We start from the raw sequence: 26,120 nt of genomic DNA on the forward strand, positions 1-26,120 counted from the left end.
GTGGTTCGGGTGGCGCGGGTGGTTCGGGCCGTGTGGGTGGCGCGGGTGGTTCGGGTGGTTCCGAGGGGCCGGGTGGTTCGAGCGATGCCGTTGGTACGGGCGGTGCGGGGCCTTCCGCTGCCGGGACGGGGGCTGCTCCGCAGCCGCAGCCGCGGCCTCGAACGCAACCACAGCCTCGACCCGATTCGCAGGTACAGCCGCAGACACAGCCGAATCCTCAGCCGCAGCCGGATCCTCGGCCTCAGCCGCAATCCACACCCCAGCCGTCTCTGACGCCGCCACGACTGTCACCGGCCCCAGTGAACCCACCGGCCTCACCGGCCTCACCGGCCTCACCGGCCTCACCGGCCTCACCGGCCTCACCGGCCCCAATGGCCCCATCGGCCCCATCGGCCCCAGTGGACCCACCAGCCCCACGGCCACCGTCCTCGCCCCCCGCCGCCACGGCCGCCCCGCGTCGCCCCGGCGACGAGAGGGACGCGCACGAGCCGGGGCCCGAGGCGTTCCCCGACGTGCCGCCGACACCCGCGCCCGCGTCTTCGAGCCGGCCGCCCGGGGCTCCGATCCGCTGCCCCAACTGCCATACGGAGAACGCCCCGGACCGCACCCTGTGCGTCCGCTGCGCCCTGCTCCTGGACCCGGGTCCGCCGCCCGGGGTCCGCCTGCCCTGGTGGCGTCGGATCCTGCGGAGGCGACCGCCCCAGGCCCCCGTCGCCGGTACCCGGCCGAAGCGTCGGCTGTGGCGCCGTCCGGGCCTGGCGCTCCCGGTCGTGCTGGTCCTGGTGGCGTGCGGGATATGGTTCGCCCTTCCGCACGTGCCGGGCTGGTTCGGCCTCGCCAAGGACGAGACGGGGACGCCGGAGGCGGTGCCGCCCACCCGGTTCCGGTCCTCCAGCCGGGCGGCCGGGCATCCGGCGGGCGCCGCGTTCGACGGTTTCAACAACCGCTACTGGGCGCCCGCGGCGGCGGGACCCGACACCGGCGTGGGGGAGTACCTGGAGTGCGACTTCGAGCAGCCGGTCCGGGTGCTGAAGCTGGTCGTCTTCTCCGGCACGTCGACGAAACTGGACGAATTCCTCACCCAGGCACGTCCGGCCAGGATCACCGTCCGGCTCACCTCCGCCGACGGCGACCGGGCCGACAAGGTGATCAGGGTCAAGGACCAGCCCGGTCAGCAGACCTTCGACCTGCGGGGTTCGAAGGTCGTACGGGCCCGGCTCACGATGGACGACGCGTACGGAGCGGGCGCCGGCAAGCACCTGGCCGTCGCCGAGGTCGAGTTCTTCGGACGGCGGTCCTGAGGGCCCGCCCCGGCCCGGCCCGGTGCGTCCCGGCGGCCCGCCCGATGCGGGGCGGGCACCCGTGCACGGTGAGGCCCCGACCGGGGCGAGCACACCCGGTCGGGGCCTTTGTACGCGGACCGGGCCGTCAGCGGGCGGTCAGGGGGGCGGCCCCGGCACCGTCCGAGGGCGCGGCGGCAGTGCCGGAGTCGCCCGGCTCCGGTCGGCGGGTGCCGCGGGCCCTGCGGACCGCGTAGGCGAGCAGCACCACGACCAGGCTGCCGAGGCTGGTGAACAGCTGGGTGCGCTGGTCGCCGATGACGGCCATGGCCACCAGCACGGCGGCGAAGCCCGCCATCACCGCCCAGGTCAGGTAGGGGAAGAGCCACATGCGCAGGGTCAGCCGCTCGGGCGCCTCGCGCTCCATCCGGCGCCGCATCCGCAGCTGGGACGCGCCGATCATGAGGTACATGAAGATGGCGATGGCGCCCGAGGAGTTGACCAGGTAGCTGAACACGGTGTCCGGGGACAGGTAGGCGAACAGCACCGAGATCCAGCCCACCACGGTTCCGGCGAGGATCGCGCGGGACGGCACGTTGCGCTTGTTCGTCGCCACGAGCCAGGCCGGCGCGTCGCCGTGCGTGGCGAGGGACCGGAGCATGCGCGAGGACACGTAGACCGAGGAGTTCAGCACGCTCAGCACCGCGGTGAGGATCACGACGTCCATCACGACGCCCGCGCCGGGCAGCCCGATGATGTTCCAGGCCGCGACGTAGGGGCTGGCCAGGACCTTGGCGCTGTTCCACGGCACGATCGTGACGACCAGCACGATCGAGCCGACGTAGAAGAGGATGATCCGCCAGATGATGCCGGTGGTGGCCCGGGCGACGGAGCGTTCCGGCTCCTTGCTCTCGGCGGCGGCGATGGTGACGATCTCGGCCCCGCCGAAGGCGAAGATGACCACGACGATCGCGGAGAAGATCGAGGTGAAGCCGTTCGGGGTGAAACCGCCGTGCGAGGTCAGGTTCGAGAAGTCGAACGAGGCACCGGGCCAGGCGCCGAAGACGTACAGTCCGCCGACGATCAGGAAGGCGACGATCGCGGCGACCTTGACCGAGGAGAACCAGAACTCGAACTCGCCGAACGACTTCACCGACAGCAGGTTGGTCGCGGTCATCACGATCATCAGGCCCATGGCCAGCACCCAGAGCGGCAGCCCGATCCAGGCGTGCAGGATCGCCGCTCCGGCGACGGCCTCCACGGCCACGATGATGACGTAGTAGTACCAGTACAGCCAGCCGATGGTGAAGCCCGCCCACGGCCCGATGGCGGTGCGCGCGTAGTCGGCGAACGAGCCCGACGAGGGCTTCGCCACGACCATCTCGCCGAGCATGCGCATCGTGCACAGGACGAGCGCGCCCGCCAGGCAGTACGACACGATCGCGGCGGGTCCGGCGGTCTTGATCACGGAGCCGCTGCCGACGAACAGGCCGGCGCCGATCGCGCCGCCGATCGCGATCATCGACATGTGGCGGTTGCGCAAGGAGCGGCTGAGCTCCGGTTGTTGCGGGCTCTGCGGTGCTCTTCGCGATGGAGGGGAAGTCATGGCAGCTCCAGTCCTGGGCAACGGGGGTATGGGGCGGGGAGGGTTCCCTCCCGTAGCGGGGGTGTCCGGCGGGAAAGCGGTCCCTCGGGGGCGTGGGCGTCGTTCGGGTGTGCGCCCCCGGGAGAAGCGGCCAGGCCCGCTCCCGGGGGAGCGCCCGGCCCGTGCCGTGTGAAGCCGGCCGTCGAACGGTCACGGGGATGTCGGGCGGTCACGGGGATGTCGGGCGGTCACGGGGGTCGGGCAGGTCCGACGCCCCGGTCGGGGCCGCCGGTCGCCTCACCGGTCCGGTGCTTCCGTGCGCCAGCGGATCCGGTAGGTCCGTGGCGTCCGGTCGGGGACGTCTGTCGTGACGTCCGGCCGGGTGCGTCCGTGATGTCCGGGCGGGTACATCTGGTGCGACGTCCGGGCAGGTCGATCCGTGGGGTGTCGGAGTCCGGTCGGGGACGTCTGTGTGTCGTCGGGTCGGGCGCGTCGCGGGCGGTCAGGTCCAGTCGCCCTCGCGACCGCCGCCGATCACCCAGGTCAGCGCGCGGAAGCGGCGCAGCGCCTCCCGGGCGTCGGGGGCCTCCATGCGTACGGTCCGGTGTCCGGCCGGCTCGACACCGGCCAGGGCACAGGCGCGCTGGGCCAGGTGCGGGCTGTCGACCTCGACTTCGACCACGTGGGGTGCCGCCCGCACGGTGGGGCGCGGCGGGGGTGAGGAGAGCGCCGCGGCGGCCTCCCGGCGGATGTCGGCGGACGTGACGGCCGGGGTGCGGCAGATCGCGGCGTGCCGGGAGATCGCCGTCTTCACGGTGACGGTCCGGCAGCCGGGCGCGTACCGGGCGGCGTCGCGGCAGGTCAGGTCGTCGCCGGTGACCAGGACCACGGGGGTTCCGGCCTCTGCGGCGACCAGGGCGTTGAACCGCCCCTCGTCGACGGGTACGCCGTCGATGCGCACGCCGAGGATGCTGTGCGAGAGGTAGGTGTGGGCGAGGACGCCCTGCTCACCCGCGCCGGCGTGATAGCCGACGAACGCCACCGCGTCGACCCCGGTCTCCAGCCCCTGCATCATGCCCAGCGGCTTGTGCCGGCCGACGATCAGGACCGCGCGGGGGTCGAGCTCCTCGATGAGCACGTTGTCCATGCCGCAGTGTGCGTCGTTCACGATGATCTCGTCCGCGCCGCCGTCGGCGAATCCCGCGACGGCGGCGTTGACGTCCTGGGTGAGCAGTCGCCGGAAGCGCTCGTAGCGCGGCGTTCCCGCCTCGACGTCCCCCGGGGAGACCGTGCCGGTCGCCCCTTCCATGTCGGCGGATATCAGGACGCGTGTCACTCCGTCACCTCCTTCGGCCGTTCCGCGGGGCCGCCCGAACGCAGCGCGACCAGGGAGTCCGCCTGGGAGAGCCCGCTCTCCTCGACCACGCCGCGCACGCTCTGTGCCTCGCGCACGAGTGCGAACCGCACCTGTCCGTCGGAATCGGCCTGATAGCCGTACACAGCGGGGCGAGGCAGGGAATTGTAGGAGAAGTGCGAAGAGAAGTAGTACGCCCCGGTGTCGTACAACGCCACCACGTCCCCCGGCTCCACAGCCGGAAGTTCGCGCCCGGTCGCGGTCAGGTCGCCGGCGAAGCAGCACGGGCCGGCGATGTCGACGGCCTCGGGCAGGCCCTGCTTGGGACGCCCCGCGGCGTCGAACACCCCGACGCGCAGCGGCCAGGCCTCGGGCATGAAGACCGTGCGGGTCGCCACCTGGGCCCCGGCGTGCGTGACCGCGATCCGCCGCCCCCCGGCCGACTTGGTGTACTCGACGACCGTGGCGATGGTGCCGCTCTTGGCGAGCAGTGACCGACCGAACTCGGTGACCAGAGCGTAGCGGCCGTCGAACAGCCCTGGGGCGGCGCTCCGGAGCTCGGCGACGTAGTCCGCGTACGTCGGCCGGTCGTCCTCGTCGTCGAAGTTGACGGGCAGGCCGCCGCCGATGTCGATGCCCGTGATCCGGGCGTGGCCCAGTTCCGCGTTGACGCGCTCGGCCAGTTCGTACGCGGCCCGCACGCCCTGGGCGATGAGCGGCAGCGGGCAGCCCTGGGAACCGACGTGGGCGTGCAGCCGGTTGAGCCACGGCCGCTGCGCGAAGGCGTCGACCACCGCGTCGACGGCCCCCGGGTCGCGCAGGGCGACGCCGAACTTCGAGGTCGCGGTGGCGGTGCTCATCGCACCGATGGCGCCCGCGCCCACCTGGGGGTTCACCCGCAGTCCGATGGGCCCGGAGGCTTCCCGGCCGGCCAGCAGGCGGTCGACCCGGGCCAGCTCCTGGAAGTTGTCCAGGTTGATCGCGATCCCATGGGCCAGGGCGAACTCCAGCTCCTCGACCGTCTTCGCCGGGCTGTCGAAGACCAGCCGGTCGTACGTGAACCCGGCGGCCAGGGCCTGCTCCAGTTCCCCGGGCGAGGCCACCTCGCATCCCATCCCCGCGTCCGCGAGCAGCCGCAGCACCGGCACCAGGCCGCATGCCTTCGCCGCGAACGTGTGGTGCACCGCGGCCGGTCCTTCGAACGCCTCGTTCAGCGACTCGACCGCGGCGAGCACGCCGTCGACGTCGAGCAGCCCGACGAGCGGGGACCGCGGGCCGAGCAGGCCGTCCTCGACGGCGTGCGCCAGCGCGGCCTCACGGGCGGCGGTGCGCCGGGGGGGAGAACCGGAAGTCACATGAACCACACTCCAGACGTCGGGCGTGCGCGGCGACTCGTCGAGCCGTCGGCCGTGTGTGCACAGCTTCGGCGTGCGGCACCCGTCACGTCTTCGTCCCGCTCGACCATGGATGGGCCGGATTCATGTCCGGTACGACAGGAAAACGATCACCTCGTCCCAAGGGCTATCCCGTAATCCCGCGCGCCCGCCAGGGATTACGGGACAGCCCTCAGGGCGGCGCGGAAGCACGACGGTGCGGGGGCGGTGCGGCGGAGGAGAACGGGAGTGCGCGGGGCGGTGCGGGGGCGGTGCGGCGGAGGAGAACGGGAGTGCGCGGGGCGGTGCGGGACGGCGCGGGGCGGTGCGGGGGCGGTGCGGCGGAGGAGAACGGGAGTGCGCGGGGCGGTGCGGGACGGCGCGGGGCGGTGCGGGGGAGGAGAGCAGGAGTGCGCGGGACGGCGCCGGGCGGGGGAGCGAGGCTCTCGTGGCGTGTACGGGGAGGGGCGGGGCTCTCACGGTGCATGCCGGGAGCGAGGTCTCACCGCGCGTGCCGGGCGAGCCGCAGCCCGATGTCCGCCAGGAGCCGCACGGTGGGGTCGTCGAGGTCGACGCCGAACAGTTCGCGGGCCCGGCGCAGCCGGTACCGCAGGGTGTTCGCGTGCACATTCAGGCGCCGGGCGGCCTCGCCCGTGTCCCCGAACGCGTCCAGATAGGCGGCCACCGACGCACCGTATGCGGAACCGTGCGTCCGGTCGTGCGCGGTCATCTCGTGCACGGGCCCCGACAGGGTCTCCCAGAGTGGCCCGACCCGGTCGAGGACCCGGAGCAACGCCGTCTCGGACAGCACCTCGTCGAAAGCCGCAGCGGCCGACACCGCCTCCGAGGCCGGAAGCCGCCCGGCCCGTTTCCGCAGCACTCGCACCACCGACTCCGCCGCCTCGCACGACGCGGGCAGCTCCGACAGGTCTCCGGCCACCGGACCGGCGCCCGCGAACACCACACTGCGCGGGACCGAGCGCGCCGTCACCAGCAGGGCCCGCGCCGGGTCGGCCTCGCCGTCGGCCGCCGGGACCAGGACGTACAGCCGTCGCCCCGACCGGGCGGCCACGCACCCGTCCCGGTAGGCCGCCGCCTGCAACGCGAGCACGTCCAGCACCCGCTGCTCGGCCGCGCTTCCCGGGACGCCGACGGCGGTGGCCCCGGCTCCCCACGTCTCGTACGCCTCCTTCCCGGGGCGTGCCGGGTACGCCCCCGCCGCCTCCGCCGCCTCGGCCTCCGCGACCAGCACCGCGTAGGGCCGTCCCGGCACGATCCCGGCGTCGTGCGCGGTCCGCGCCGCGTCTCCGCGCCCCTCCAGCAGGGCGTGCACCGCCTCCTCCCGTGCCCGGGTCGCGGCCCGGCCCCAGGTCTGATGGTGGGACAGATGCGGCACGGCCGCCCGTGCCGCCGTGCGCAGCGCCGCCACCGCGCCCTCGGCGAGCGGCCTGCCGTCCGCGGCCGCCCAGAGCGAGCCGAGTACCTCCGAGCCGTGGCGGACCGCGATGGCCAGCCGCTCGGCGTAACGGTCGTCGGCGGGCAGGCGCACCACGTCGTCGGTGCTCCACAGAGCCTGGAAGAAGCCGCTGGCCCGGAGTTCGTGGACGCGCCAGCGGGGCACCTGCTGACCGAGGATGGTCAGTCGACGCATCGGATCGGGTTCGTGGTCCATGCGCGAGTACGCGAGCACCCGGGACTGCGGATCCTCGATCGTGATGGCGCCCCCGACCAGGTCCGCCACCGTGTTGGCCAGCCCCGGCAGATCGCCGAGCCGCAGCCCGCCGACCGCGTCCGTCCCGCCCGTGCCGGCCGGTCCGGCAGGCGCGCTGTGCGCCAGCGCGGTACGCAGCCGACCGAGCACCTCCGTCCAGCCCTGCTCCGGCCGCCGGGCCAGCAACGCGGTGCGTCCGGCGTCCGCCACCTCCAGCAGTGCCGTCCGCGGCCCGCGGGGCCCTCTGCGCAACACCACGGCAGCGGCCCCGGCCCGGTCGGCGCCGCGCAGTACGTCGACCGCCTCCGGCGAGGAGACCTCCACGCCGACCACGAGCAGGATCAGCCCGGACGCCGCCCAGGTGCCGTCGTCCCGTTCCTCGGCGGGATCGTGCAGCACCACGTCGGCCACCGGAACGCCCAGGCCGCGCGGCGCCACGACGACGTCGAGCATGCCGGGAGCGATCAGCCCGAGGATCTGCCCCAGCGACGGCCCGCCGGCGAGCCCGTCCGTTTCATGCGTGTGTGGTGCCATGCATCCATCATGGTCGGCCGCCCCGGGCACGGGCCGGGGCCCGCAAGCCTTCCCGCCCGGCCGGGTGCCGTTCCGTCCGGCCGGGTCCGGCGCGGAGCCGCCCGGTTCCGAAGCCGCCCGGTTCCGAAGCCGCCCGGTTTTGTGCGCCCGAGCGCACGCCGCTTTCTGCCCCGGCGTACGCCGCTCCCCACCTGGGCCCCTGAGCCGCCCGGCCCCGGAGCCGCCGGCCCCCGTGCGCCTGGGCCCGCGCCGCTCCCCGCCGGTCCCGCGCCGCTTCTCACCCGGTCCGGCCCCGCACCCCGTCGAAGGCGATGTTCAGATGCCGGGGCCCGCGCAGCACGGCGTTGCGCCGGTAGGGCGGCGGGTCCTCCACCAGGCGCGGGTCGTCGAGCCTGCGGACCAGCTCGGTGAGGGCGATCTGGGTCTCCAGACGGGCGAGGGGCGCGCCGAAACAGGCGTGGATACCACTGCCGAAACCGAGGTGCTGGTTGTCCTCGCGGCCGGGGTCGAAAAGGTCCGGGTCGGCGAACCGTCGAGGGTCGCGGTTGCCGGAGGCCAGCATGAGCCAGAGGGCGGAGCCCTTGGTGATGGTGGTGCCGCACAGGTCGATGTCCGCGAGCACGGTGCGCTGCGGCAGTAGTTGCACGGGCGGTTCGAAGCGCAGGAGTTCCTCCACGACCGGGCCGGCGAGCCGGGGGTCGGCGCGCAGCCGTTCCAGCACCTCGGGATTGCGCAGCAGGGTGAGCATCCCGTTGGTGATCAGGTTGACCGTGGTCTCGTGACCGGCGATCAGCAGCAGGGAGGCGGTGCTGAGCACCTCCATGCGGCTCATCCGCCCGTCCGGGCCCTGCTGGTCGACCAGTGCGGAGAGCAGGTCGTCGCCGGGCGCGTCGCCGCGTTCGTCGATGAGCTGCGACAGGTACGCGCCCAGCTCGGTACGGGCCCGCTGGGTGACGCGGCGTCGCTCCTCGGGGTCCTGGCCCGGCATCGGGTCGAGCCCGGCGACGATGGTGTCGGCCCAGGTGTGGAAGCGCGCCTCGTCCTCGCGCGGAACGCCGAGCAGCCGGCAGATCACGGTGACGGGGAACGGGTACGAGAAGTCGTCGACGAGGTCGACCTGCTTCCGGTCCCCGAACGCGTCGATGAGCCCGGAGACGATGCCGGCCAGTTCGCCCCGCATGTCGTTGATGCGCCGGGGCGTCTGAGGCGGCCCGAACGGGCGCATGGTCATACGGCGCAGCCGGTCGTGCTCGGGAGGGTCGAGCCGGACGAAGGAGGGCGGCAGCACGGACGTGTCCTCGTCCGGGAGCAGGACCCCGGCGACGCCGGGGGAGAGATTGCGGGCGTCCGAGCTGACTCGGGGGTCGTGCAGCAGGCCCTTGATCTCCCGGTACGTGCTGACGACGAACAGACCGTCGCCGCCCTGGACGACCGGTGTTCTGCGGAGTTCGGAGTACAGCGGGTAGGGGTCGGCACGGTTGTCGTAGGAGAGGATCTGCCGCAGGAGTTCTTCGTGCGTCATGGTGGCGGTCCTTGGGAGGGGGCTGCGGGCCGTCCCCGGGCCCGGGGAACGTGTCCGTCCGGTCGTGTGGGGGGACGCGCCCCGTCCGGGAAACCGGGCCCCGGGCTGATCCGAGTCCGGGGCGACGGGCCCGTTCCGGGGCCGGGTGCCCGGATTCAGGCCCGGGCGGGGGTGAACGTGATCTGCTGGTCGGTCGGTGAGTAGCCGCTCACGGTCGCGGACGGTCCGTGCGTGGGCAGGGAGGGGTCCGGGAATTCGGCCGGGACCGGTCGCGGACCCTCGGGACGGTGGTCCACGGAGGCGTACGGCGGCGGGAACGGCGCGGCCGACTCGATCTGCCGCTGATAGAACTCCAGCCACTTCGTCTGGTCGAACGTGACGGCGGCGATGACCCGGTCCTGGTACCCGTACACGCAGGTGAAACGGCGATCGGCGAGCGAGCCCTGCGCGACGACGACCTCCTCGCCCAGGGACGGGACGCCGACCGACTTGATGTTGACACCGAACTGGGCGGACCAGAACGCCGGGACCCACAGGTGCGGGCGGCGCTGCGAACTGCTGCTGATCATGTTGTGCGCCGCGGTCTCGGCCTGCGCGACGGCATTGCCCCAGTGTTCGAGGGACAGGAACTGGTACCCGAACAGCGCGTGCGGGGACCGGGCGACGTCCCCGGCCACGAACACGTCGTCGGTGACGATGCCGCGTACGTCGAACGCCCGGCACCCGGCGTCGCAGGCGATCCCGCGCGGACCGGCGCCCAGCCCGGAACCGGCCAGCCATTCGGTGTTGCGGGACGCGCCGAGCGAGACCACCGCGACATCGGCGTCGAGAGCGGTGCCGTCGGACAGATGGGCCCGCCGCAGGCGCCCCGCCGCGTCGCCCTCCAGGGCCGTGACCGTGATCCCGCAGCGCAGGTCCACCCCGTGCGCGCGCTGCAACTCCGCGGCCACCCGGCCCACCACTCCGCCGAGCGCGCCCACGAGCGGGGCGGCACCTCGCTCGGCCACGGTCACCGGCAGCCCGCGTTCGCGACAGGCCGACGCGATCTCCGAACCGGTGAACCCGGCGCCGATGACGAGCACCCGGCGGGGCGCAGCGGCCAGTCGCCGCCGCAGCCGGGCCGCGTCCTCGCGGGTGCGCAGGACGAAGACCCCGTCGAGCCGGGCCTCCGCCTCGTGCGGCCAGGGGCGGGCGTGCACCCCGGTGGCGATCAGCAACCGGTCGTACGGCACCTCGTCCCCGTCGGCCAGGCGCACCCGTTTGGCTGCCATGTCGAGGCCGGTTGCGGCGACCCCGAGCCGCCAGTGCGCGTCGAGCGCCACGCGCCGGGGCAGCGCGGTGCGCTCGGGGGCCGCCCGGCCCAGCAGCACCTGCTTGGAGAGCGGCGGCCGGTCGTACGGCTCGTGGGGCTCGTCACCGATCAGCGTGAGCGATCCGGCGAAGCCCTCCTCGCGCAGCGTCTCCGCGGCCCGGAGCCCGGCCAGCGAGGCGCCGACGATCACGATGCGTCCCTCGCGCCTCAGCCATTCCAGCGACATGTCACCGGACACCGGACCTCCCCTCTCCCACGTCCGACGCGCCGCCCTGTACGAGCGCCGTGTCGCCGAGGTCGTCCTCGACCAGGATCGCCTGCACCGGGCACGCGGTGGCGGCACGCAGCACCTGGTCCCGCTGCGCCTCGTCGGCATGCGGGTTGTACAGCAGCGCCTCGTCGCCGTGCATGGCGAAGACATCGGGTGCGAGGAAGGCGCACTGCGCGTAGCCCTGGCACCGGTTGAGATCGACGACAAGCCTCATCAAGGGGCCGCCTTTCCGAGTAGTACCCTCGCGCCTCAGCCTGAGAGGGCGGCCGTGGTTCCGCGAGCAATGGCGGCCCGATGGAGTCAACGCCCCCACGCCCCCACGGCCCCACGACTCCAGGCCCCGTGCCCCCACGGCCTCGCCACACGCCTTCCCACGGCCTCGCCATGCCTTCCCACGGCCTCGCCATGCCTTCCCACGGCCTCGCCACGCCTTGCAATGCTCCGCCCGGCCGCGCTGCGCAGTCACGCGTGAGCGCACCGGATCCGACGAGCCCATGTCCCCGGGAAATACCGAAAGAGGCGGAAAGAAGACGAGGGCGAGCCCTTGACGCGGACGAAAACGGGAGGAAAATAATCAATACACCAGAAAACCAGAGCGAGCCGCACCGTCGGCGAAGACGTTCGCCGGTCCGCGTGACCCACTCGTTGGCTCTGGCCAGGCCCCCGGCGGATCCACCCGATCCCGGAGTTCTCAACGACGGTTGAAACCCGCGAGATCGAGAAGGACTACCGGGGACTGCTTATGCCCGGCCCCGTTTCCCGGCCCGAGGCCGAGGCTGTTCCCGGGCCCGCTCCCGAGGCCGCATCCGTCCCGAGGTCAATTCGCCGAGAGCATGCGTCCACGACCTCGCCCAACCACGCCAGGTTGGCGCGGCTCCGACCGGAAGCCGCGGTCCCGGACCGGGAATGCCGACGCATCCCGTTCCGTCCGTTCCGTGCTCTGCGCCGTACCTGCACCTGCCGCGGGTTCCGCGGCATTGTCTCCCGCATGCCTCGGACGAGTCCGAGGGCTCCCGCGAGGCCACCTGCGAACCGCTGGCATTCATGTGTACGGTCCCGCCCACCACAAGGCGCGAGCATGCGTGCGGGCTCGACCGGGGAGCTTCCCGGGCCCACGCCATTCCGTCCCGTGCGAGCCCGGTCGGGGCTTCGGGGCCGACGAAAGCAGGGTGCCGTCCGGCTTCGCCGAATGGCCCCCGCCGCGCGAGCTTCCCTTCCACCACGTCGTAGGCCACGTACCGAAGCGCGTACGGGCGCTGACGTTCACTCTTCGACCATGAGTGCCGCAACGGCCGGACCGGCGCCGCGCGCTGCCAGGAAGCACACGCGCGGAAGCGCTACGCGCACGGGAAGACAGCATGCATACGGAAGTCCGCGTGCCGGTACTGGTGCCCGGACCATCACCGAGCGTGTGCAGCGGCGTGCGACTTCGCCGGACTCGTCGTCGCCGCGTGAACGCACTGAAGGAGGTTCCGCCATGCATCTGATCTTCGTGAACTACCGCACCGACGATGAGGAGGCCACCGCCACTCTCGTCGAGCGGGAACTCTCCCGGATCTTCGGCGACGAGAACGTCTTCCGGGCGAGCAAGTCCATTGGCCCGGGCAGTCGTTACCCGCAGGAGATCCTCACCGCTGTCCGCCGCTGCCGCGTGCTGCTGGCCGTTGTCGGCCCCCGCTGGCTGGAGGCGCGGTCGGCCGACGGCGCTGCCGCGCTGGAGAACCCCGACGACTGGACGCGCCGGGAGATTCTGGAGGCGTTCATGTCCGGAGCCGTTGTCATCCCCGTCCTCGTCGCCCGCACGGAACGTCTCCGGGCCGCAGATCTCCCGCCGGAACTCGGGGTTCTCGCGGATTGCCAGTACCGCCGCTTCGACCATCGCAATGCCGACGCCGATCTCTCGCGGCTGGCCGGCGACCTCATCGGCCTGCTTCCCGAACTCGCCGAAGCGGCACGGAGGAATGGATACGCGCCGACGGCTTTGGCGAGAGCAGACGGCGAACGAGTGGATGACGACCAGGAGAACGGGGCCGCCCGGGTGCGTGTGGATGTGATCAACCACCGTCAGCGCGGTGGCATCGGCAACCTCGGCGGTGACCTTTCCGGGACGTTCGTCAGCGAGCCACGAGGGCCTGTCCATACCGGGAACGGACACATCTTCCAGGCCCCCGAGCTCCACCCGGACCCGAGGTTCTCCCGAGCCGGACGCGACATCGCCTACGGGGTCGACAACCGTGGAACGAGCCGACGGCGATCGATCCGGGGCCGCCGGTCGGCAGGTACGGAGTGACGGCTGCCGACGGCCACATACGCGTCAGCGCGCCGCGAGGGCCGGTACACAGCGGCAGTGGAGACCAATACATCACCTGGGCGAGCCGCACGGGCGAGAGGCGGCTCGGAGCAGGGAACCCACAGTTACGGATCTCGCAGGAGCACCAGCGCTACCTGACCCGATGCTTCGTCCCCCCGCGCCACTACGGCCGCGCCGCCGACGCGCTGGGGAGGGCCGGGGCGGTGGTCCTCCTCGACGGCTCTGCCGGGATCGGTAGGCGGACGGCCGCGACGATGCTCCTGAGGGACGTGTCGGTCGACGGCAACTCGATCGAGGAACTGCCTCTCTCCCTGTCCCTGGACGAGGAGACGCCCGAAACGCTGCCGGACGACCACTATCTCCTGGACCTGTCCAATGTGGCGGACAAGAACTATCCGGCCGCGGAACGCACCCTCATGCACTACAGGTCGAGCGTCGAGCGAAGCGGCGCCCGTATGGTCGCCGTACTCCCGGCCGGCCTGGAGTGGATGCGCGACCCGGACCTGGACCCGCTGGTCGTTCAGCTCGAACGGCCGCCCGCGCGCTACGTGTTCAGTCGGCACCTGCGGGCACAGGGCCTGGTCTTCGGCCCGGACGAGCTGACGACCGACGGGCTCGTGCGCATGTTCGCCACCGCGCCCATGAGCAAACTCGCCCGCCTGGCCCGGCTGATCGCACAGGCACGGGACAGCCACCGCAACGGCACGAGCTTCGCGGAATGGCGAGACAAGGCCCTGGAGGCCGCGACCAAGTGGTCCGCCGAGGTGGCCAAGCAGTTGACGGAGCACCGGAGCGTCCCGGAACGCTCCCTGCTGCTCGCCGCGGCCATGGCCGAAGGCGCGTCGGCGGACGCCGTGCACCGCGCCGCCGAACGGCTGCTGGACGTGCTGAGGTACCAGCGGGAGGACACGCCCGGACTGGGACAGGCGGACCTCGGTGAACGGCTGAAGGCGTTGTCCGTCGAGCGCGGGGACGACGGAAGGGCCGGGTTCGCCAGGCTCGCCTACGGCGGCGCGGTCCGACGGCACTTCTGGGAGAACTTCCCCGACGTCCGGCCGGATTTCCGCGACTGGGTGGGGCGGTGCGTGGAGCTCCCCGAACTCGGGGCCGAGGACCGCACGCGCATGGTCGCCAGGTTCTCGGAGCGGGCACTCGCCGCCGACCGCCCCGACGACCTGTGCGAACTCGTCGAGAGGTGGACGCGGCCGTCCGCCCCCGGGCCGTTCCGCGCCGAGGCCACGACCGCCCTGGAACTGGGCCTCATCCACGAACGGCACGGCTCGTACTTCCGCAGCCGCGTGTACGAGTGGGCCTGGGCCAGGAAGTCCTCGCTGGCCCCCGATCTCGTCGCCGCGCTGACGGACGTCTGCCGGCAGGTGATCGCGGTGACCCACCCCGAGCAGGCGGTGGTCAGGCTGCGTCACCTGGCGCAGCGGCAGACGGGGCCGGAGTCCGAGGCCGCCCGTGCGGCACTGCTGGAGCTGGCCCGGGGCAGCAGGAGGCTGTTCAGACGGCTGTCCGAACGCCTCGTGAGATCCGCGTCGTCGCCGGGCTCCCGCTCCGGTCCTGCCCCCGGTCCCGGTCCTGCCCCCGGCCCCGGCCTCGGCCAGGGCCTCGGATCCGGCTCCGGTCCGGACATTCTCCTGGAACTGCTGGATCCCGTACCCCTGCGCATCACCCCGCCCTGGCAGGAGGTCACCCGGGCCTGGCGCGCGGTCATGTCCACGAGGCCCGCGGCGGCCTGGGAGCCGACCGTACGGCGCTGGCTCACCGAGCACGCCTCACGTCGCGTCGGCGATCGGGCACTGAAGGCGGTGGTCGACGCGGCGGCGGGGAGTTCCTTGTGGCTGAGCCACCTCTACACGACCGCGTGCGACTGGGCGGAGCGACCCGACGCCGACGCACCACCGGAGATACAGGCACGACACGACGTCCGTCAACGGATCTCCGAACGATTCTGCCGGACCATCGACCTGGTGCAGGGCATCGAGGACATGTGCTCGGAGCCCGGCACGCAGGGGACAAGGGAGAGGGAATGAACCCCCGCCACCTGCTTTTTCTGTTGCTCGCGGCCGTCGTGGCCGGCGTCCTGGGGGTGGGTGCCGCACTCGCCTGGCCGGTCTGGATCTGGTTCCTCCTGCCGGCGCTCGTGGCCGGTGTCCTGCTGCTCGGCACGATGACGCCGAGCACGCCGGACGCGCCGAGCACTCCAGGCTCTGCTGAGCGAACCTTCTCCATGGGCCCGGAGCCGGACGACGACACCACTCCGCTGCCTCCTGTCGAGCCTCCCCATCTGACGGCCGAAGTGCTGTCGGTCCCGGTGGAGAGCGCGAAGGCGGACTACCCGTTCCTGTTCTCGGCCATGGTCCGGTGGCGGACGACCCCGGAGTACGTTCCCGCGTCGCACGGCAACCCCGCCGGCCTTGCGGTGGCGGCCGTCCTGCAGCGCGTACGGGGCGTCGTGGCGACCGAGCAGCCGAGCCGCTGCGGATACCTCCAGCACTGGCTGGAGGGCGCGCTCGGCTCTCCCGTCACCGATGACGCGGGGCTCGTCTCGGCCTTCGCCACCGACGTACGGCTCACGCTGAACCATACGGACCAGCAGCACCTGGACGCGCTCGAGGAGCAGCGAAAGTCCGAGAGCACCTGGGAGAGCCGGCGCGAGCACGAACGCAACCGCCGCGCCTATCTCGGGCGCGACGTACTGCGGAGCCCCGGGAGCGCGGTCGTCTGGTGGATGACACGCCACGAGGACCAGATCGAACGCGCGGTGGAGATGATCGCTCCCCTGACATGCCTGTCCGCAGCGGCCAACGACAGGGAGATCCCGAAGGAGTTCCGCCACCTGTTCACCACGGCCGAGGACCCCGTCATGTCCGAGGACCCGGTCCACGAACCGTCGACGGGCGGATTCGACCACCCCGAGCCGGTGGGGGACGAAGCGGCGCCGGAAGAGGGGGCGTTCGAGACCACTCGACCCCAGCAGGCGACGTTCGGCGACCTCGTGTCCGCCATCCTGGACGAGGTGGGCCTGGAGCCGAACGGGGCCGAAAGGACCGCGTTCCTGCTGCGGCTGGCCAGCATGTGCGAGAAGGCGGGCGGGAAGGACGCCGCCGACCGGATCCGCCAGGACCTGCTCCGTACGGGCGATGGCACCAGGTACGACACCCGGGGCGACACCGAGGGCGACAGTTCGCATGCGGGAGCCGCGGAGGGCGCGTCGGCCACCGGGGTGCCGACGCCCGGGCCGGTACCGCGGGCACGTGCCGAGGACGTCCCGACGGCACACGCGAACGGGTTCGACGGAGCCGGTCCCGAGGCGGAACGAGCGGAACGAGTGGAGTCCGGCTGGTGGGACGGCCCGCAGGCACGCACGGCCCCCGGTGCGGAGCCGTTTGCGCCCCCGGCCCCCGGCGCGCAACCGCCCGCGCCTCCCACCACCGCCCCGCAGCCGCCCACGTACACCGGCCCGGACACCGCTCACCGGAACGGCCTCGACGAAGAAGAACGCGACGACGAAGGAACATGGCACTGACCGTCACGCCGACCGGTGACGTCTTCACCCGCACCGGCCGCTGGGCCGAGGGCCGATGCGCGGACGAACGCCGTCCCAGGCGCACCTCCAACGCGCCCACGGCGAGCGCCTGGGGTCCCTGACGTACCGCCTGGGCCTCCTCCTCACCGCCGCGCACGGCACACGGGCTCGGCGTGAGGAGGAGAGGGCTGGTCGCCGGAAGGACACACCGGCAGGACGCGAGGCCCGCCCGCCCTCCTCCCGTATCCCCGGTCAGGCCTTCTTCTCGCCGTGCTCGCCCTTCTCGCCCAGCTTTTCGACGAGGTCCTGCGCCTTGTCGACGGCGGTGTCGATCTTGTTGCTGTGCTTGCCGCCGGTCCTGTCTTCGATGAAGTCACCTGCCTTCTCGAGCCCGTCGGAGATCCTGTCGCCGTGCTCCTCGGCGATCTCCTCGGCCTCCTCCTTGAGATTCTTCAGAGCGTCAAACATGCGGAATACCGGTTCCTTTGGTGAAGCGCCTGGTCAGGGACATCGGAACCGTGATTCCACGGAGGGCGCGGCACGGTGGCCCGGACGGCGACGGCTTCGTGGAGCGTCCCGCGTTCCTCGCCCTGATGACGGCGATCGGCTTGGGACCGGGCGACATCCAAACGCTCTTCGACGCCTTCGGCCCCACCGCGGACGACCGCATCGGGGCGAGGACCTGGGCCGAGGGGATCAAGGACTACTGCGCCCCGACAAGGCGGGCATCCCCGGGGACCACCTGGTCGCCGGGACCGCGGTCCGACAGGGGCCGGGGGCGGCGTGAGAACGGCGGAACACGTCGTCGGCCTGGCCGTCGGCCGGGGCACGGGCCCGGAGCTGGCAGCCGTCTTCGAGCGGGTCATCGACCGGTTCGCCGTGCCGTACGGCACGGACATCACCGTGGTGCGCTCACCGCGCGACCACCACCCACCCGAAACCCTGGCCCCGCGAAGAAACGCCAGAGGGCCGGCGGAGGATACGAGATTCGAACTCGTGAGGGGTTGCCCCCAAAACGCTTTCCACGTGTTCGCCTGGAGGTTCGGAAGCGGTCGTGGGCGTACCGACCAGTCGTGGAGCAGACTGTTCAGCGGCGTCCGGACACGGCTGAACGTAGGTGAACGAGACCAGAACTGCCACCACGAGGTGACGGGTGGGCGGCGCGTGTCGTTCGGGGCTATTGCACCCAGGTCGGATTCCTACTTGTTTGATAATGTCGGTTCCGTGAGCGAGATTCCTTACAGCGTCGGCGAGGGGCCGGCCACCAGGGTCAGCCTCTCCCTCCCCGAGGGGACGGCGGAGGCAATCCGCCAACGGGTCGGCAAGCGTGAGTTCTCCGCGTTCATCACCGAAGCGGTGGAGCGCGAGCTGCGCGGTCAGATCTTGGATGAGTACCTGGCCGACTACGAACGCCGTCAGGGGCCGATCTCCGAGCACGAGCAGGAGCGGGCACGCCGGGTCTTCGACGAGGTGTTCGCCGAGGAGGGGCAGTGGCCCGCCGCAAGCTGAGCCACGAAGGCACCCTCGTTCTCGACTGCGAGGGCCTGTCGAAGTTCGTCAGTGATCACGAGCCCGTCGTCGCCCTCATCGCCGAAGCCCGCAAGCGGGGCATGGAGGTGGTCATCAGCGCACTCACCATCATCGAAGCGGTGCATCGCCGGACCGACAAGGCGCGGCTCGCCTGGGTTCTGTCCGGCGTACGGGTTGTACACATCGGCGAGGAGGAGGCCAAGGCCGCTTCAGCCATGCTGATCAACGCTGGGCTGCACGGACACAAATACGCCATCGACGCTGCCGTGGCCGAGGCGGCGCTGCGTCAGCGGCGCCCGGTCGCCATGCTCACCTCGGACATCGACGACATGACGAAGCTCTGCGGCGACAGAGTGCGCCTCGTGGCCGTGTAGTCGACGCCCAGGACTCGAACGCCGGGGACGGAAGGTCGACCCGTACGTCCTTGTCCGAGCGCGGCGGGGCCGGTGGACCAGTCGGTAGCACCCAGGGCCGTGAACGGCTGCGTGGCCGAACGCCTCGTCGTCCATGGTGCCGTGAGGTGCAGCAGCCGCGCGTCGGCCTCGTCCGTCGCGAAACGGTCAGGGGCGAATTCCGTGGCGGACCGGAGTCCGAGCCACGTCAGCATGGTGTGGTGTTCCTCATGCGCCGGGTCGGCGAGGATCACTTTGAGGTCGCTGTAGCCGGGAGCGCCGCCGCAGTCCTCTGGCGGGCATGCCCCGGCGCCGTCCACGCAGTGCGGATAGTGAAGCCCGGCTGCGGCCGGCTGGAACTGCTCCACGGTGATGAGGTGCTCCCAGAAGTCTCCGAAGTCGTACGTGTACACGAAGTGGGCACCCGGCTTGAGCAGGGCGCCCAGTGCGGCGGTGCGCTCGTCGCGGAATCCGAGTTCGCCGTCGGGACGGCCGTACTGGACGCCGTCGACGGCGAACGCGTGCATGTGGCAGTTCTGCTGGCCCATCGCGTCCTGGATCACGTAGTGAAGCCGGTCCAGGCGGATCGAGGCGGGCACCAGCAGCTGCCGCCAAACCCGGGGGCGTCCATGGCGGCGAGCTCGACGAGGATCCGCAACACCGCGTCGCCGGACGCGGGCTCGCCGCGCATCCGGGCCGTCTCGATGCGGCCGTCCGCCGTCAACTCGGCAGTGTCCTCCGTGAGATGGACACTCCTCGCTGGACTTCGTCTTGAACGTACGGTCCCCGATCACCGGGTCCATCCGGTCGCCGGTATCCAGAACCTCCACCAGTGCTCGCGAGTCGGCAAGTGTCACACGGTCGGTCTGGGTCAGCTTGCGGCCCGTGCCGACCCAAGCGGCCAGCGCTCGTACCTGCTCGACGGCCCTGCCCGCTGTTTCACCCATGCTGCCCCGCTCGTTCCGGGTGTCCTGCATCGCCCGAACCCGGGATGGCAGCACTGCTGGCGAATCCTGTGCTTCGCACGGGGCGGCACGGAAAGGGCAGACTGTGACGGTGACAACACGCGACGAGGAACTACTGGCCCGGGTCCGGGAGATGAGGGAGCGCGGCAGCGCGCCGAAGCAGATCGCGAAGGCGCTGGGGCTGCGCCCGGCCCAGGCCACCGCGCTGGTCAGACGGGTCGCCGAGGCGGCACAGGCGAATACCGCACCGGATGAGCGACCAGTGGTGGGCTGCTGGGTCAACGCGGGCTGGAGCGCGGGACTGGACATGGCCCAAGCCGCCGACTGGGCGGCGGCCGACCCCTTTGGCCGGGAGCCGGACCCGGGCACGGGCGGCTTCGCCCAGATTCTCCTGGCCCGCCAGGAACGTGCCAGCAGGGTGACCGTCACGGGCTTCCTGGTGGACGTGTACTGCCTGGGAGTCAAGAGCATCACCGACCCCGAGGTGATGGGGGCCGGATCCCTGACCACGTACGTACCGATGTACTACTCGGCGTTCGATCAGCGGCCGCTGCCGATCGGCGTGGAGCAGGCGCAGTCGATCGTGCACGACGCGGTCGCCTACGCCCGCGGTCTCGGCTTCGAGCCCGCAGGCGGCTTCGCCGACGCCGCGGTGCACCTGGGTGTCCCGCCCGGCGACCGTCCCGTCATCGGCTTCGGCCAGGCCGGCAAACCGTTCTACTTCTCCGGCCCCTACGACAACCCGCGCGAGGTGGTCCAGACACTTCAGCGCACCTGTGGTCCGGGTAATTACGACTACTTTGCCCATCTGTAGGAACGGGACACGAGCGGCACGATGCGGGAAGCACGAGCGGTGATACCGAGCGGTGATACCAGTCGAACGGCAACAGGAGTCCACCGGCGCTCCACGGGTCCGGCCCGGCGGGCGCCCGCGACGGCTACTGGGACAACTGGGCCGGCGACTGCCTCGACCCGGCTCAGCCGCTACGACGGCCTGTCCGCTCTCCGCCTCAATCCCCTGGGCGTCCACGCCGTCGGCCTCACGAGCGACTACGTCCCTGCCCAGGTCCCCGTCTCGGCCGTCCTGACGGGGTCGGCAGTTCGGTGGGCTCCGCGCTCGGTAACTCCGCTCGGCGCCGACAAGCGGAGCGCGATGCGCAACTCCAGACAGGCCCTAGACGGCTCAGGAGAGATGACCGTCACCCTGCGGCGGCTGTTCTTCGCCCATCAGGTGGCCGAGCTCGACCTCGACCGGGGAGCGCTCGGCACGATCGATCTCGTGGCCCCGGACAAGCGGTGTACACGGTCGCGTCGTCAGCACCGTTGCTCGGTGAACAAGCTGCCCTTCACAGGCTGGGATGCGGAGCGCCGCTTGTCAGCCATTGGCTGATCGGCGCTCTTACAGGGCAATGCCAGCTCCTTGATCCTGCTGTGCCGGACCATAGGGAGGACCATGGAGGCAGCACGGAAGCGGCGGGTATCAGCGGCGCGCAAGCGTCACCAGCGGCGATTGAAGATCGGGGCCATCGCGGGAGGTGCGAGCGTCGTCCTGCTGGTGGTCTTCTGGAGCGTGATCTGGCCCTATCTCGTGGGTGCGCTCGTTCTCGGTGGCGTCGTCGGCGGCGGGTGGTGGCTGTGGCGCACCGATCGGTTCATCAGAGGCGGGGATCGACAGTGGCGGCATGACGAGGCTGTGAAGGCCGGGCACCGGACACTTGCCGAGGTCGACGCGATGACGGGGACGGAGTTCGAGGACTTCGTCGTGGAACTGTGTCGGCGCGATGGATGCACCGGCGTGCGGAGGGTCGGCGGCTCTCATGACAACGGGGCCGACGTGCTGGGATGTCTTCCCGATGGGCGGAGCATGGTGGTCCAGTGCAAGCGGTACACACCCAAGAGCAAGATCCCCAGTCGGGAGATGCGCGACCTGCTCGGTGCGAAGGTGCACTTCAAGGTCGACGTGGCGATCTTCGCGGCCACGACGTACTTCAGCGGGCCGGCAGAGAAGTTCGCCACGGAGAACGGCATCCTCGCCGTCCATCGTGATCACCTCGGGCTGTGGAACAACGGCGCCTCGTTGCTGTCGCTCGGTGCGATGAACGGTATGGGGCAGGGTGACCGCAGACACCGGGAGCGCTGGAAGGAGACGTACGGATAGGAGCGTCTCTCTCGGGGGGGCCTCTATGTCCTTCGTCAAGGCCGAGCTGGTCATACGGCGACCGCTTTGGGGAGGCGTGATTCGTAGAAGGTTCCGTCGCGGAGCATGGCGAACAGGACGCTGATGCGGTGGCGGGCCAGGCGAAGTAGGGCCTGGGTGTGGGTCTTGCCCCGGGCCCGGCAGCGGTCGTAGTAGGTGCGGGAGGCGGGGTCGTGCAGGGCGGCGAACGCGGACAGGAACATCGCGCGTTTGAGTTGCCGGTTGCCGCCTCTGGGCGCGTGTTCGCCGTGGATCGATGTGCCCGACTGTTTCGTGGCCGGAGCGAGGCCGGGCGTAGGAGGCGAGGTGGGCGGCGGTGGGGAAGCTGGTGCCGTCGCCGACGGTGACCAGGAGAACTGCGGCAGTCCTGGCGCCGACGCCGGGCAGCGACGTCAGGACCTGGGAAAGAGGGTGGGCCTCCAGCAGTTCGTTGATCTGGGCTTCCAGGGCCCGGCGTTGTTCGTGCACGGCCGCGAGCGAGCGGGCCAGGGATGGGATGACCACGTCGAGGGTGCCGGTGCCCGGAACGACGACGGTCTGTTCGTCGAGCGCGTCGAAGATGTCGTCGATCAGCCGGGTGGCCATGCGCGGGGCCTTGGGGCGGGTCAGCTTGAGGAGGCTGCGGCGGCCGGCTCTCCGCAGGGCGGCCGGGACCCGTAGCGTTCCAGCAGCCAGGTGACGGCCTGGTGGTCGAGGCGGGGACCGAGGACGCGCTCCAGGCTGGGGTGGAACTGAGTGAGCAGGCCCCGTATCCGGTTGGAGGTGCGGGTGGCCTCGGCGGCGAGGTCCTGGTCGAAGCCGACCAGGACGGTCAGCTCGGCGGTGACCTCGTCGGTCAGCTCCAGGGAGCGCAGGGTGTGCGGCATTGTGCGGGCGGCGTCCGCGATCACCGCTGCGTCCTCAGCGTCGGTCTTCGCCTCGCCCGGGTAGCGGGATGCGGGGTCGTCGCCCTGGTCACGGAAGACGAACTGCACGAAGTCGAAGCGGGGAGTCCGCCGAGGACCAGTCGATGGTGAAGAAGCCGACAATGCGGCGGGAGACTCCGCCGATCTGGGCCTCGGCAGGCTTGTCGTCGCTCCACGACGCCCACCACACCGGCGCGACCGCGCTCACGTGCCTCGGCATTCCGAACCCGGGCCTGTGGACAAAAACCAGGGCAACGGGGCCCGAGGACGCGAAGAAGGGCCCTACCGAAACGGCGGGGCCCTTCGACGTATTGCCCGGTGAGAGCAATGGCGGAGGATACGAGATTCGAACTCGTGAGGGGTTGCCCCCAACACGCTTTCCAAGCGTGCGCCCTAGGCCACTAGGCGAATCCTCCGCCGCAAACAATACAAGACGTTGAGGAGTGCTCGCGAACCCCTTCCTCCTCGAGACCCGCTCGGGGCCGTTCGGGGCCGTTCGGAGCGGACCGAAAAGGCTTCGAACGGCCCGGGGAGGACCGGAGCGGACCGAAGCGGACCGGGGGCGAGGGTGAGTGGGACGGGCGAGGGTGAGCGGAACGGGGAATGGGCGAGGGAGACGGAACAGCGGAACGCGCGGGGGAGGCGGAACAGGGGAGCGGGTGGGGAGGTGGACCGGGAGGGGTGGGGATCGGCTAAAGTGGGCGTCAGCCCCTCACGTGGCGCTATCTGACTGAACTCCCCCAGGGCCGGAAGGCAGCAAGGGTAGGTCGGCTCTGGCGGGTGCGTGGGGGGCCCTTGCGTTTCCCCCGGAGGCCGGCGCCGACCCTCTGGGGCCTCGTGAGGGCCTCGTGAGGGTGCGGGATGCCGGGGCGGGGCCGGTTGTCGGTGCGCCCGGATAACCTCGTATGTGTGTCGTCCCTTGCGCTGTACCGCCGCTATCGCCCCGAGTCGTTCGCCGAGGTCATCGGGCAGGAGCATGTCACCGACCCGCTGCAGCAGGCCCTGCGGAACAACCGGGTCAATCACGCGTACCTGTTCAGCGGTCCGCGCGGCTGCGGGAAGACGACCAGTGCGCGCATCCTGGCCCGCTGTCTGAACTGCGAGCAGGGGCCGACGCCCACGCCGTGCGGGGAGTGCCGGTCCTGCCGGGACCTCGCGCGCAACGGGCCGGGGTCGATCGACGTGATCGAGATCGACGCCGCGTCGCACGGTGGCGTGGACGACGCCCGTGATCTGCGGGAGAAGGCGTTCTTCGGGCCCGCGTCGAGTCGTTACAAGATCTACATCATCGACGAGGCGCACATGGTCACCTCGGCGGGGTTCAACGCCCTGCTGAAGGTGGTCGAGGAGCCGCCGGAGCACCTCAAGTTCATCTTCGCGACCACCGAGCCCGAAAAGGTCATCGGCACCATCCGGTCGCGTACGCACCACTACCCGTTCCGGCTGGTTCCGCCGGGCACCCTGCGCGACTACCTCGCGGAGGTCTGCGGCAGGGAGGACATCCCCGTCGAGGACGGCGTGCTGCCGCTCGTCGTGCGGGCCGGGGCCGGGTCGGTGCGTGACTCGATGTCGGTGATGGACCAGTTGCTGGCCGGTGCGGCCGAGGACGGTGTGACGTACGCCATGGCGACGTCGCTGCTCGGTTACACGGACGGCTCGCTGCTCGACTCCATCGTGGACGCCTTCGCGGCGGGCGACGGGGCCGCGGCGTTCGAGGCCGTGGACCGGGTGATCGAGGGCGGCAACGATCCGCGCCGCTTCGTCGCCGACCTCCTGGAGCGGCTGCGCGACCTGGTGATCCTCGCCGCCGTGCCGGACGCGGGGGAGAAAGGGCTGATCGACGCGCCCGCCGATGTCGTCGAGCGGATGCAGGCCCAGGCGTCCGTCTTCGGCGCGGCCGAGCTGAGCCGCGCCGCCGACCTGGTCAACGAGGGGCTGACGGAGATGCGGGGGGCGACCTCGCCGCGCCTCCAGGTCGAGCTGATCTGTGCCCGGGTGCTGCTGCCCGCCGCCTTCGACGACGAGCGTTCGCTGCAGGCCCGCCTGGACCGGCTGGAGCGCGGCGCGTCCTTCGCGACCGCCGGGCCGGGGCCCGCCATGGGGTACGTGCCGGGACCGGAAGCCCTGGCCCATGCCCCCGCTCCCGTCGCGCCGGCCGTCCAGCCGGGCGGCGGTCCCGCCGCTGCCCGTGCCGCCGTACGGGGGGAAGCGCACCCGCCCGCTGCACCCGTGCCCGCTGCCGCGCCCGTGGTGCCGTCCGTACCCGCCGAGACGCCTCCGGCGCCCGTGCAGCCCGCCGCCCCGCAGCAGCCTCCCGCCGCCCCGCCGACCGGGGCCGGGGCGCCTGCGGGTGGTCAGCGTCCCGGGGCCTGGCCCACCGCCGCCGCGCCGGAATCCGGCCGCCGTCCTGGCGGCTGGCCGACCGCCGCGGCCCCTGGCCGGTCGCAGACGCCGCAGGCCGCGCCCGACCCGGTCGCGCCCGCCCCGGCCGCCCCCGCCGCCGAGCCGAGCCCGGGAATGGCGCAGGGCGCGGGCCAGGTGCGGAACATGTGGCCGGACATCCTGGAAGCGGTGAAGAACCGCCGCCGGTTCACCTGGATCCTGCTCAGCCAGAACGCCCAGGTCACAGGCTTCGACGGCGCCACTTTGCAACTCGGCTTCCTGAACGCGGGCGCACGCGACAACTTCGCGAGCAGCGGCAGCGAGGACGTGCTGAAGCAGGCCCTCGCCGAGCGGTTCAACGCGCAGTGGAAGATCGAGGCGATCGTCGACCCCTCGGGCGGCGCGGGCGCACCGCCGCAGTCCGGCGGCGGCCGGTCCTACGCCGCACCGCCCGCGTCCCAGCGCCCCGCCTCACCGCCCCCGCCCCAGCAGCAGTACGAGTCCCGGCCCGCTCCCGCCTCCGCCCCGGCCCCGCAGCCGAGCGCGCCCCCGGCGGCGGCACCCGCTCCGGCGTCCTACTCCTCGCAGCAGACCTCCGCCGCGCCCGAGCCGCCGCAGTCGGTCGCTCCCGAGGACGACACCCCCGAGGCCGACGATCCCGACCTGGTCGACTCGGCGCTTTCCGGGCACGAGTTGATCGTCCGTGAGCTGGGCGCCACGGTTCTGGAGGAGTTCACGAACGAGTAGGAGACGAACCGGAGAAGCTCGTAGGAGACGAACCGGAGAAGCTCGCGAGCGAGTACACGGACAACTCGCGAGCGAGCGCCCGGACAGTTCACGGGTGAGCGCACGGACAGCCCACGAGCGCGCAGAGGAAGTTCGCGCGGGCGAGCAGGGGAGTGCGCGGGCGGCCCGCTTCGCGCCGCGTCCCCCGGTGTGTCCACGGAGCGGCGCCCGTCAA

21 protein-coding genes, 1 tRNA gene, 1 other RNA gene and 2 pseudogenes are annotated in these 26,120 nt (G+C 71.8%); 13 read left to right on the forward strand and 12 right to left on the reverse strand.

Annotation, left to right across the window (positions count from 1 at the left end):
* Window positions 1–512: 512 nt before the first annotated feature.
* Window positions 513–1,301, forward strand: coding sequence for a discoidin domain-containing protein (locus ACFYXM_RS26080; RefSeq protein ID WP_389292839.1), 789 nt, complete (start codon window positions 513–515; stop codon window positions 1,299–1,301).
* 127 nt (window positions 1,302–1,428) lie between these two features.
* On the opposite strand, the gene ACFYXM_RS26085 is transcribed toward ACFYXM_RS26080, so the two are convergent.
* From ACFYXM_RS26085 to ACFYXM_RS26115, 7 genes are all read right to left on the reverse strand, one after another.
* Window positions 1,429–2,886 (reverse strand): amino acid permease, encoded by a 1,458-nt coding sequence (locus ACFYXM_RS26085; protein WP_389292841.1) that lies wholly within the window; start codon window positions 2,884–2,886, stop codon window positions 1,429–1,431.
* Window positions 2,887–3,367: 481 nt separating this feature from the next.
* Entirely contained in the window at window positions 3,368–4,201 is an 834-nt protein-coding gene (locus tag ACFYXM_RS26090; protein ID WP_389292842.1) for a M55 family metallopeptidase, read from the reverse strand.
* The gene (locus ACFYXM_RS26095) at window positions 4,198–5,574 is read right to left on the reverse strand and encodes a diaminopimelate decarboxylase (RefSeq protein WP_389292844.1); all 1,377 of its coding nucleotides are present in this window, start codon (window positions 5,572–5,574) and stop codon (window positions 4,198–4,200) included. The genes ACFYXM_RS26090 and ACFYXM_RS26095 overlap by 4 nt, the downstream gene beginning before the upstream one ends.
* Window positions 5,575–6,094: 520 nt before the next feature.
* Complete coding sequence (locus ACFYXM_RS26100) at window positions 6,095–7,837, reverse strand: PucR family transcriptional regulator (RefSeq protein WP_389292846.1); 1,743 nt, start codon at window positions 7,835–7,837, stop codon at window positions 6,095–6,097.
* A 277-nt stretch (window positions 7,838–8,114) separates the two neighbouring features.
* A complete protein-coding gene (locus ACFYXM_RS26105) occupies window positions 8,115–9,359 on the reverse strand; it encodes a cytochrome P450 (protein WP_389292848.1) in 1,245 nt (414 codons plus the stop codon).
* 155 nt (window positions 9,360–9,514) lie between these two features.
* The gene (locus tag ACFYXM_RS26110; protein WP_389292928.1) at window positions 9,515–10,897 is read right to left on the reverse strand and encodes an NAD(P)/FAD-dependent oxidoreductase; all 1,383 of its coding nucleotides are present in this window, start codon (window positions 10,895–10,897) and stop codon (window positions 9,515–9,517) included.
* A 1-nt stretch (window position 10,898) separates the two neighbouring features.
* Entirely contained in the window at window positions 10,899–11,156 is a 258-nt protein-coding gene (locus ACFYXM_RS26115; protein ID WP_389292850.1) for a ferredoxin, read from the reverse strand.
* Window positions 11,157–12,419: 1,263 nt separating this feature from the next.
* On the opposite strand from ACFYXM_RS26115, the gene ACFYXM_RS26120 reads away from it, so the two are divergent.
* From ACFYXM_RS26120 to ACFYXM_RS26135, 4 genes are read left to right on the forward strand one after another with little or no spacing between them, the layout of a single operon-like run.
* Window positions 12,420–13,232: a toll/interleukin-1 receptor domain-containing protein gene (locus ACFYXM_RS26120; protein WP_389292852.1), complete on the forward strand. Its 813-nt coding sequence runs from the start codon at window positions 12,420–12,422 to the stop codon at window positions 13,230–13,232.
* A complete protein-coding gene (locus ACFYXM_RS26125; protein WP_389292854.1) occupies window positions 13,229–15,292 on the forward strand; it encodes a hypothetical protein in 2,064 nt (687 codons plus the stop codon). Before ACFYXM_RS26120 ends, ACFYXM_RS26125 begins: the two co-directional genes overlap by 4 nt.
* Window positions 15,289–16,788, forward strand: a complete 1,500-nt coding sequence (locus tag ACFYXM_RS26130) for a hypothetical protein (protein WP_389292855.1) — start codon at window positions 15,289–15,291, stop codon at window positions 16,786–16,788. Before ACFYXM_RS26125 ends, ACFYXM_RS26130 begins: the two co-directional genes overlap by 4 nt.
* Window positions 16,779–16,910: a hypothetical protein gene (locus ACFYXM_RS26135; protein ID WP_389292857.1), complete on the forward strand. Its 132-nt coding sequence runs from the start codon at window positions 16,779–16,781 to the stop codon at window positions 16,908–16,910. Before ACFYXM_RS26130 ends, ACFYXM_RS26135 begins: the two co-directional genes overlap by 10 nt.
* Before the next feature lie 130 nt (window positions 16,911–17,040).
* On the opposite strand, the gene ACFYXM_RS26140 is transcribed toward ACFYXM_RS26135, so the two are convergent.
* The gene (locus tag ACFYXM_RS26140) at window positions 17,041–17,256 is read right to left on the reverse strand and encodes an antitoxin (RefSeq protein ID WP_389292859.1); all 216 of its coding nucleotides are present in this window, start codon (window positions 17,254–17,256) and stop codon (window positions 17,041–17,043) included.
* Window positions 17,257–17,330: 74 nt separating this feature from the next.
* On the opposite strand from ACFYXM_RS26140, the pseudogene ACFYXM_RS26145 reads away from it, so the two are divergent.
* The 3 genes and pseudogenes from ACFYXM_RS26145 to ACFYXM_RS26155 form a co-directional block, all read left to right on the forward strand.
* A pseudogene (locus ACFYXM_RS26145) lies at window positions 17,331–17,575 on the forward strand (calcium-binding protein); the annotation flags it as partial.
* 437 nt (window positions 17,576–18,012) lie between these two features.
* Complete coding sequence (locus ACFYXM_RS26150; RefSeq protein ID WP_389292861.1) at window positions 18,013–18,297, forward strand: hypothetical protein; 285 nt, start codon at window positions 18,013–18,015, stop codon at window positions 18,295–18,297.
* A complete protein-coding gene (locus ACFYXM_RS26155) occupies window positions 18,279–18,692 on the forward strand; it encodes a DNA-binding protein (RefSeq protein ID WP_389292862.1) in 414 nt (137 codons plus the stop codon). Before ACFYXM_RS26150 ends, ACFYXM_RS26155 begins: the two co-directional genes overlap by 19 nt.
* On the opposite strand, the gene ACFYXM_RS26160 is transcribed toward ACFYXM_RS26155, so the two are convergent.
* Both ACFYXM_RS26160 and ACFYXM_RS26165 read right to left on the reverse strand, forming a co-directional pair.
* Window positions 18,605–19,309 (reverse strand): plasmid pRiA4b ORF-3 family protein, encoded by a 705-nt coding sequence (locus ACFYXM_RS26160; RefSeq protein WP_389292864.1) that lies wholly within the window; start codon window positions 19,307–19,309, stop codon window positions 18,605–18,607. The two genes, ACFYXM_RS26155 and ACFYXM_RS26160, sit on opposite strands and share 88 nt — an antisense overlap.
* Window positions 19,270–19,434 carry a hypothetical protein gene (locus ACFYXM_RS26165; RefSeq protein WP_389292865.1) on the reverse strand — a complete coding sequence of 55 codons (165 nt, stop codon included), beginning with the start codon at window positions 19,432–19,434 and terminating at the stop codon, window positions 19,270–19,272. Before ACFYXM_RS26165 ends, ACFYXM_RS26160 begins: the two co-directional genes overlap by 40 nt.
* Window positions 19,435–19,766: 332 nt before the next feature.
* Between ACFYXM_RS26165 and ACFYXM_RS26170 the strand changes: the two genes are divergently transcribed.
* The 3 genes from ACFYXM_RS26170 (at window position 19,767) to ACFYXM_RS26180 (ending at window position 21,833) form a co-directional block, all read left to right on the forward strand.
* A complete protein-coding gene (locus tag ACFYXM_RS26170; RefSeq protein WP_389292866.1) occupies window positions 19,767–20,489 on the forward strand; it encodes a hypothetical protein in 723 nt (240 codons plus the stop codon).
* Window positions 20,490–20,867: 378 nt separating this feature from the next.
* Entirely contained in the window at window positions 20,868–21,065 is a 198-nt protein-coding gene (locus ACFYXM_RS26175) for a hypothetical protein (RefSeq protein WP_389292868.1), read from the forward strand.
* A gap of 63 nt (window positions 21,066–21,128) precedes the next feature.
* On the forward strand, window positions 21,129–21,833 hold the full coding sequence (locus tag ACFYXM_RS26180) for a restriction endonuclease (protein WP_389292869.1): 705 nt from the start codon (window positions 21,129–21,131) through the stop codon (window positions 21,831–21,833).
* Between the two features lie 50 nt (window positions 21,834–21,883).
* Here ACFYXM_RS26180 and ACFYXM_RS26185 read toward each other — a convergent pair.
* Together ACFYXM_RS26185 and ACFYXM_RS26190 are read right to left on the reverse strand one after the other, a co-directional pair.
* A pseudogene (locus ACFYXM_RS26185) lies at window positions 21,884–22,810 on the reverse strand (IS110 family transposase); the annotation flags it as partial.
* A gap of 295 nt (window positions 22,811–23,105) precedes the next feature.
* Window positions 23,106–23,193: transfer RNA gene (locus ACFYXM_RS26190), tRNA-Ser, on the reverse strand.
* A 287-nt stretch (window positions 23,194–23,480) separates the two neighbouring features.
* Between ACFYXM_RS26190 and ffs the strand changes: the two genes are divergently transcribed.
* Together ffs and ACFYXM_RS26200 are read left to right on the forward strand one after the other, a co-directional pair.
* Window positions 23,481–23,577: signal recognition particle sRNA small type (gene ffs / locus ACFYXM_RS26195), an RNA gene on the forward strand.
* A 109-nt stretch (window positions 23,578–23,686) separates the two neighbouring features.
* Window positions 23,687–25,906: a DNA polymerase III subunit gamma and tau gene (locus ACFYXM_RS26200; RefSeq protein ID WP_389292870.1), complete on the forward strand. Its 2,220-nt coding sequence runs from the start codon at window positions 23,687–23,689 to the stop codon at window positions 25,904–25,906.
* Window positions 25,907–26,120: the final 214 nt, after the last annotated feature.

The sequence above is a fragment of the Streptomyces sp. NPDC002476 genome, assembly GCF_042889785.1.
Lineage (GTDB): Bacteria > Actinomycetota > Actinomycetes > Streptomycetales > Streptomycetaceae > Streptomyces.

Coding starts and splice junctions, on each gene's coding strand:
- ACFYXM_RS26105 (WP_389292848.1), bottom strand. CDS start 9,359: ATGACGCACGAAGAACTCCTGCGGCAGATCCTCTCCTACGACAACCGT.
- ACFYXM_RS26175 (WP_389292868.1), top strand. CDS start 20,868: ATGACCGTCACCCTGCGGCGGCTGTTCTTCGCCCATCAGGTGGCCGAG.
- ACFYXM_RS26115 (WP_389292850.1), bottom strand. CDS start 11,156: ATGAGGCTTGTCGTCGATCTCAACCGGTGCCAGGGCTACGCGCAGTGC.
- ACFYXM_RS26120 (WP_389292852.1), top strand. CDS start 12,420: ATGCATCTGATCTTCGTGAACTACCGCACCGACGATGAGGAGGCCACC.
- ACFYXM_RS26100 (WP_389292846.1), bottom strand. CDS start 7,837: ATGGCACCACACACGCATGAAACGGACGGGCTCGCCGGCGGGCCGTCG.
- ACFYXM_RS26130 (WP_389292855.1), top strand. CDS start 15,289: ATGAACCCCCGCCACCTGCTTTTTCTGTTGCTCGCGGCCGTCGTGGCC.
- ACFYXM_RS26140 (WP_389292859.1), bottom strand. CDS start 17,256: ATGTTTGACGCTCTGAAGAATCTCAAGGAGGAGGCCGAGGAGATCGCC.
- ACFYXM_RS26110 (WP_389292928.1), bottom strand. CDS start 10,897: ATGTCGCTGGAATGGCTGAGGCGCGAGGGACGCATCGTGATCGTCGGC.
- ACFYXM_RS26085 (WP_389292841.1), bottom strand. CDS start 2,886: ATGACTTCCCCTCCATCGCGAAGAGCACCGCAGAGCCCGCAACAACCG.
- ACFYXM_RS26135 (WP_389292857.1), top strand. CDS start 16,779: ATGGCACTGACCGTCACGCCGACCGGTGACGTCTTCACCCGCACCGGC.
- ACFYXM_RS26180 (WP_389292869.1), top strand. CDS start 21,129: ATGGAGGCAGCACGGAAGCGGCGGGTATCAGCGGCGCGCAAGCGTCAC.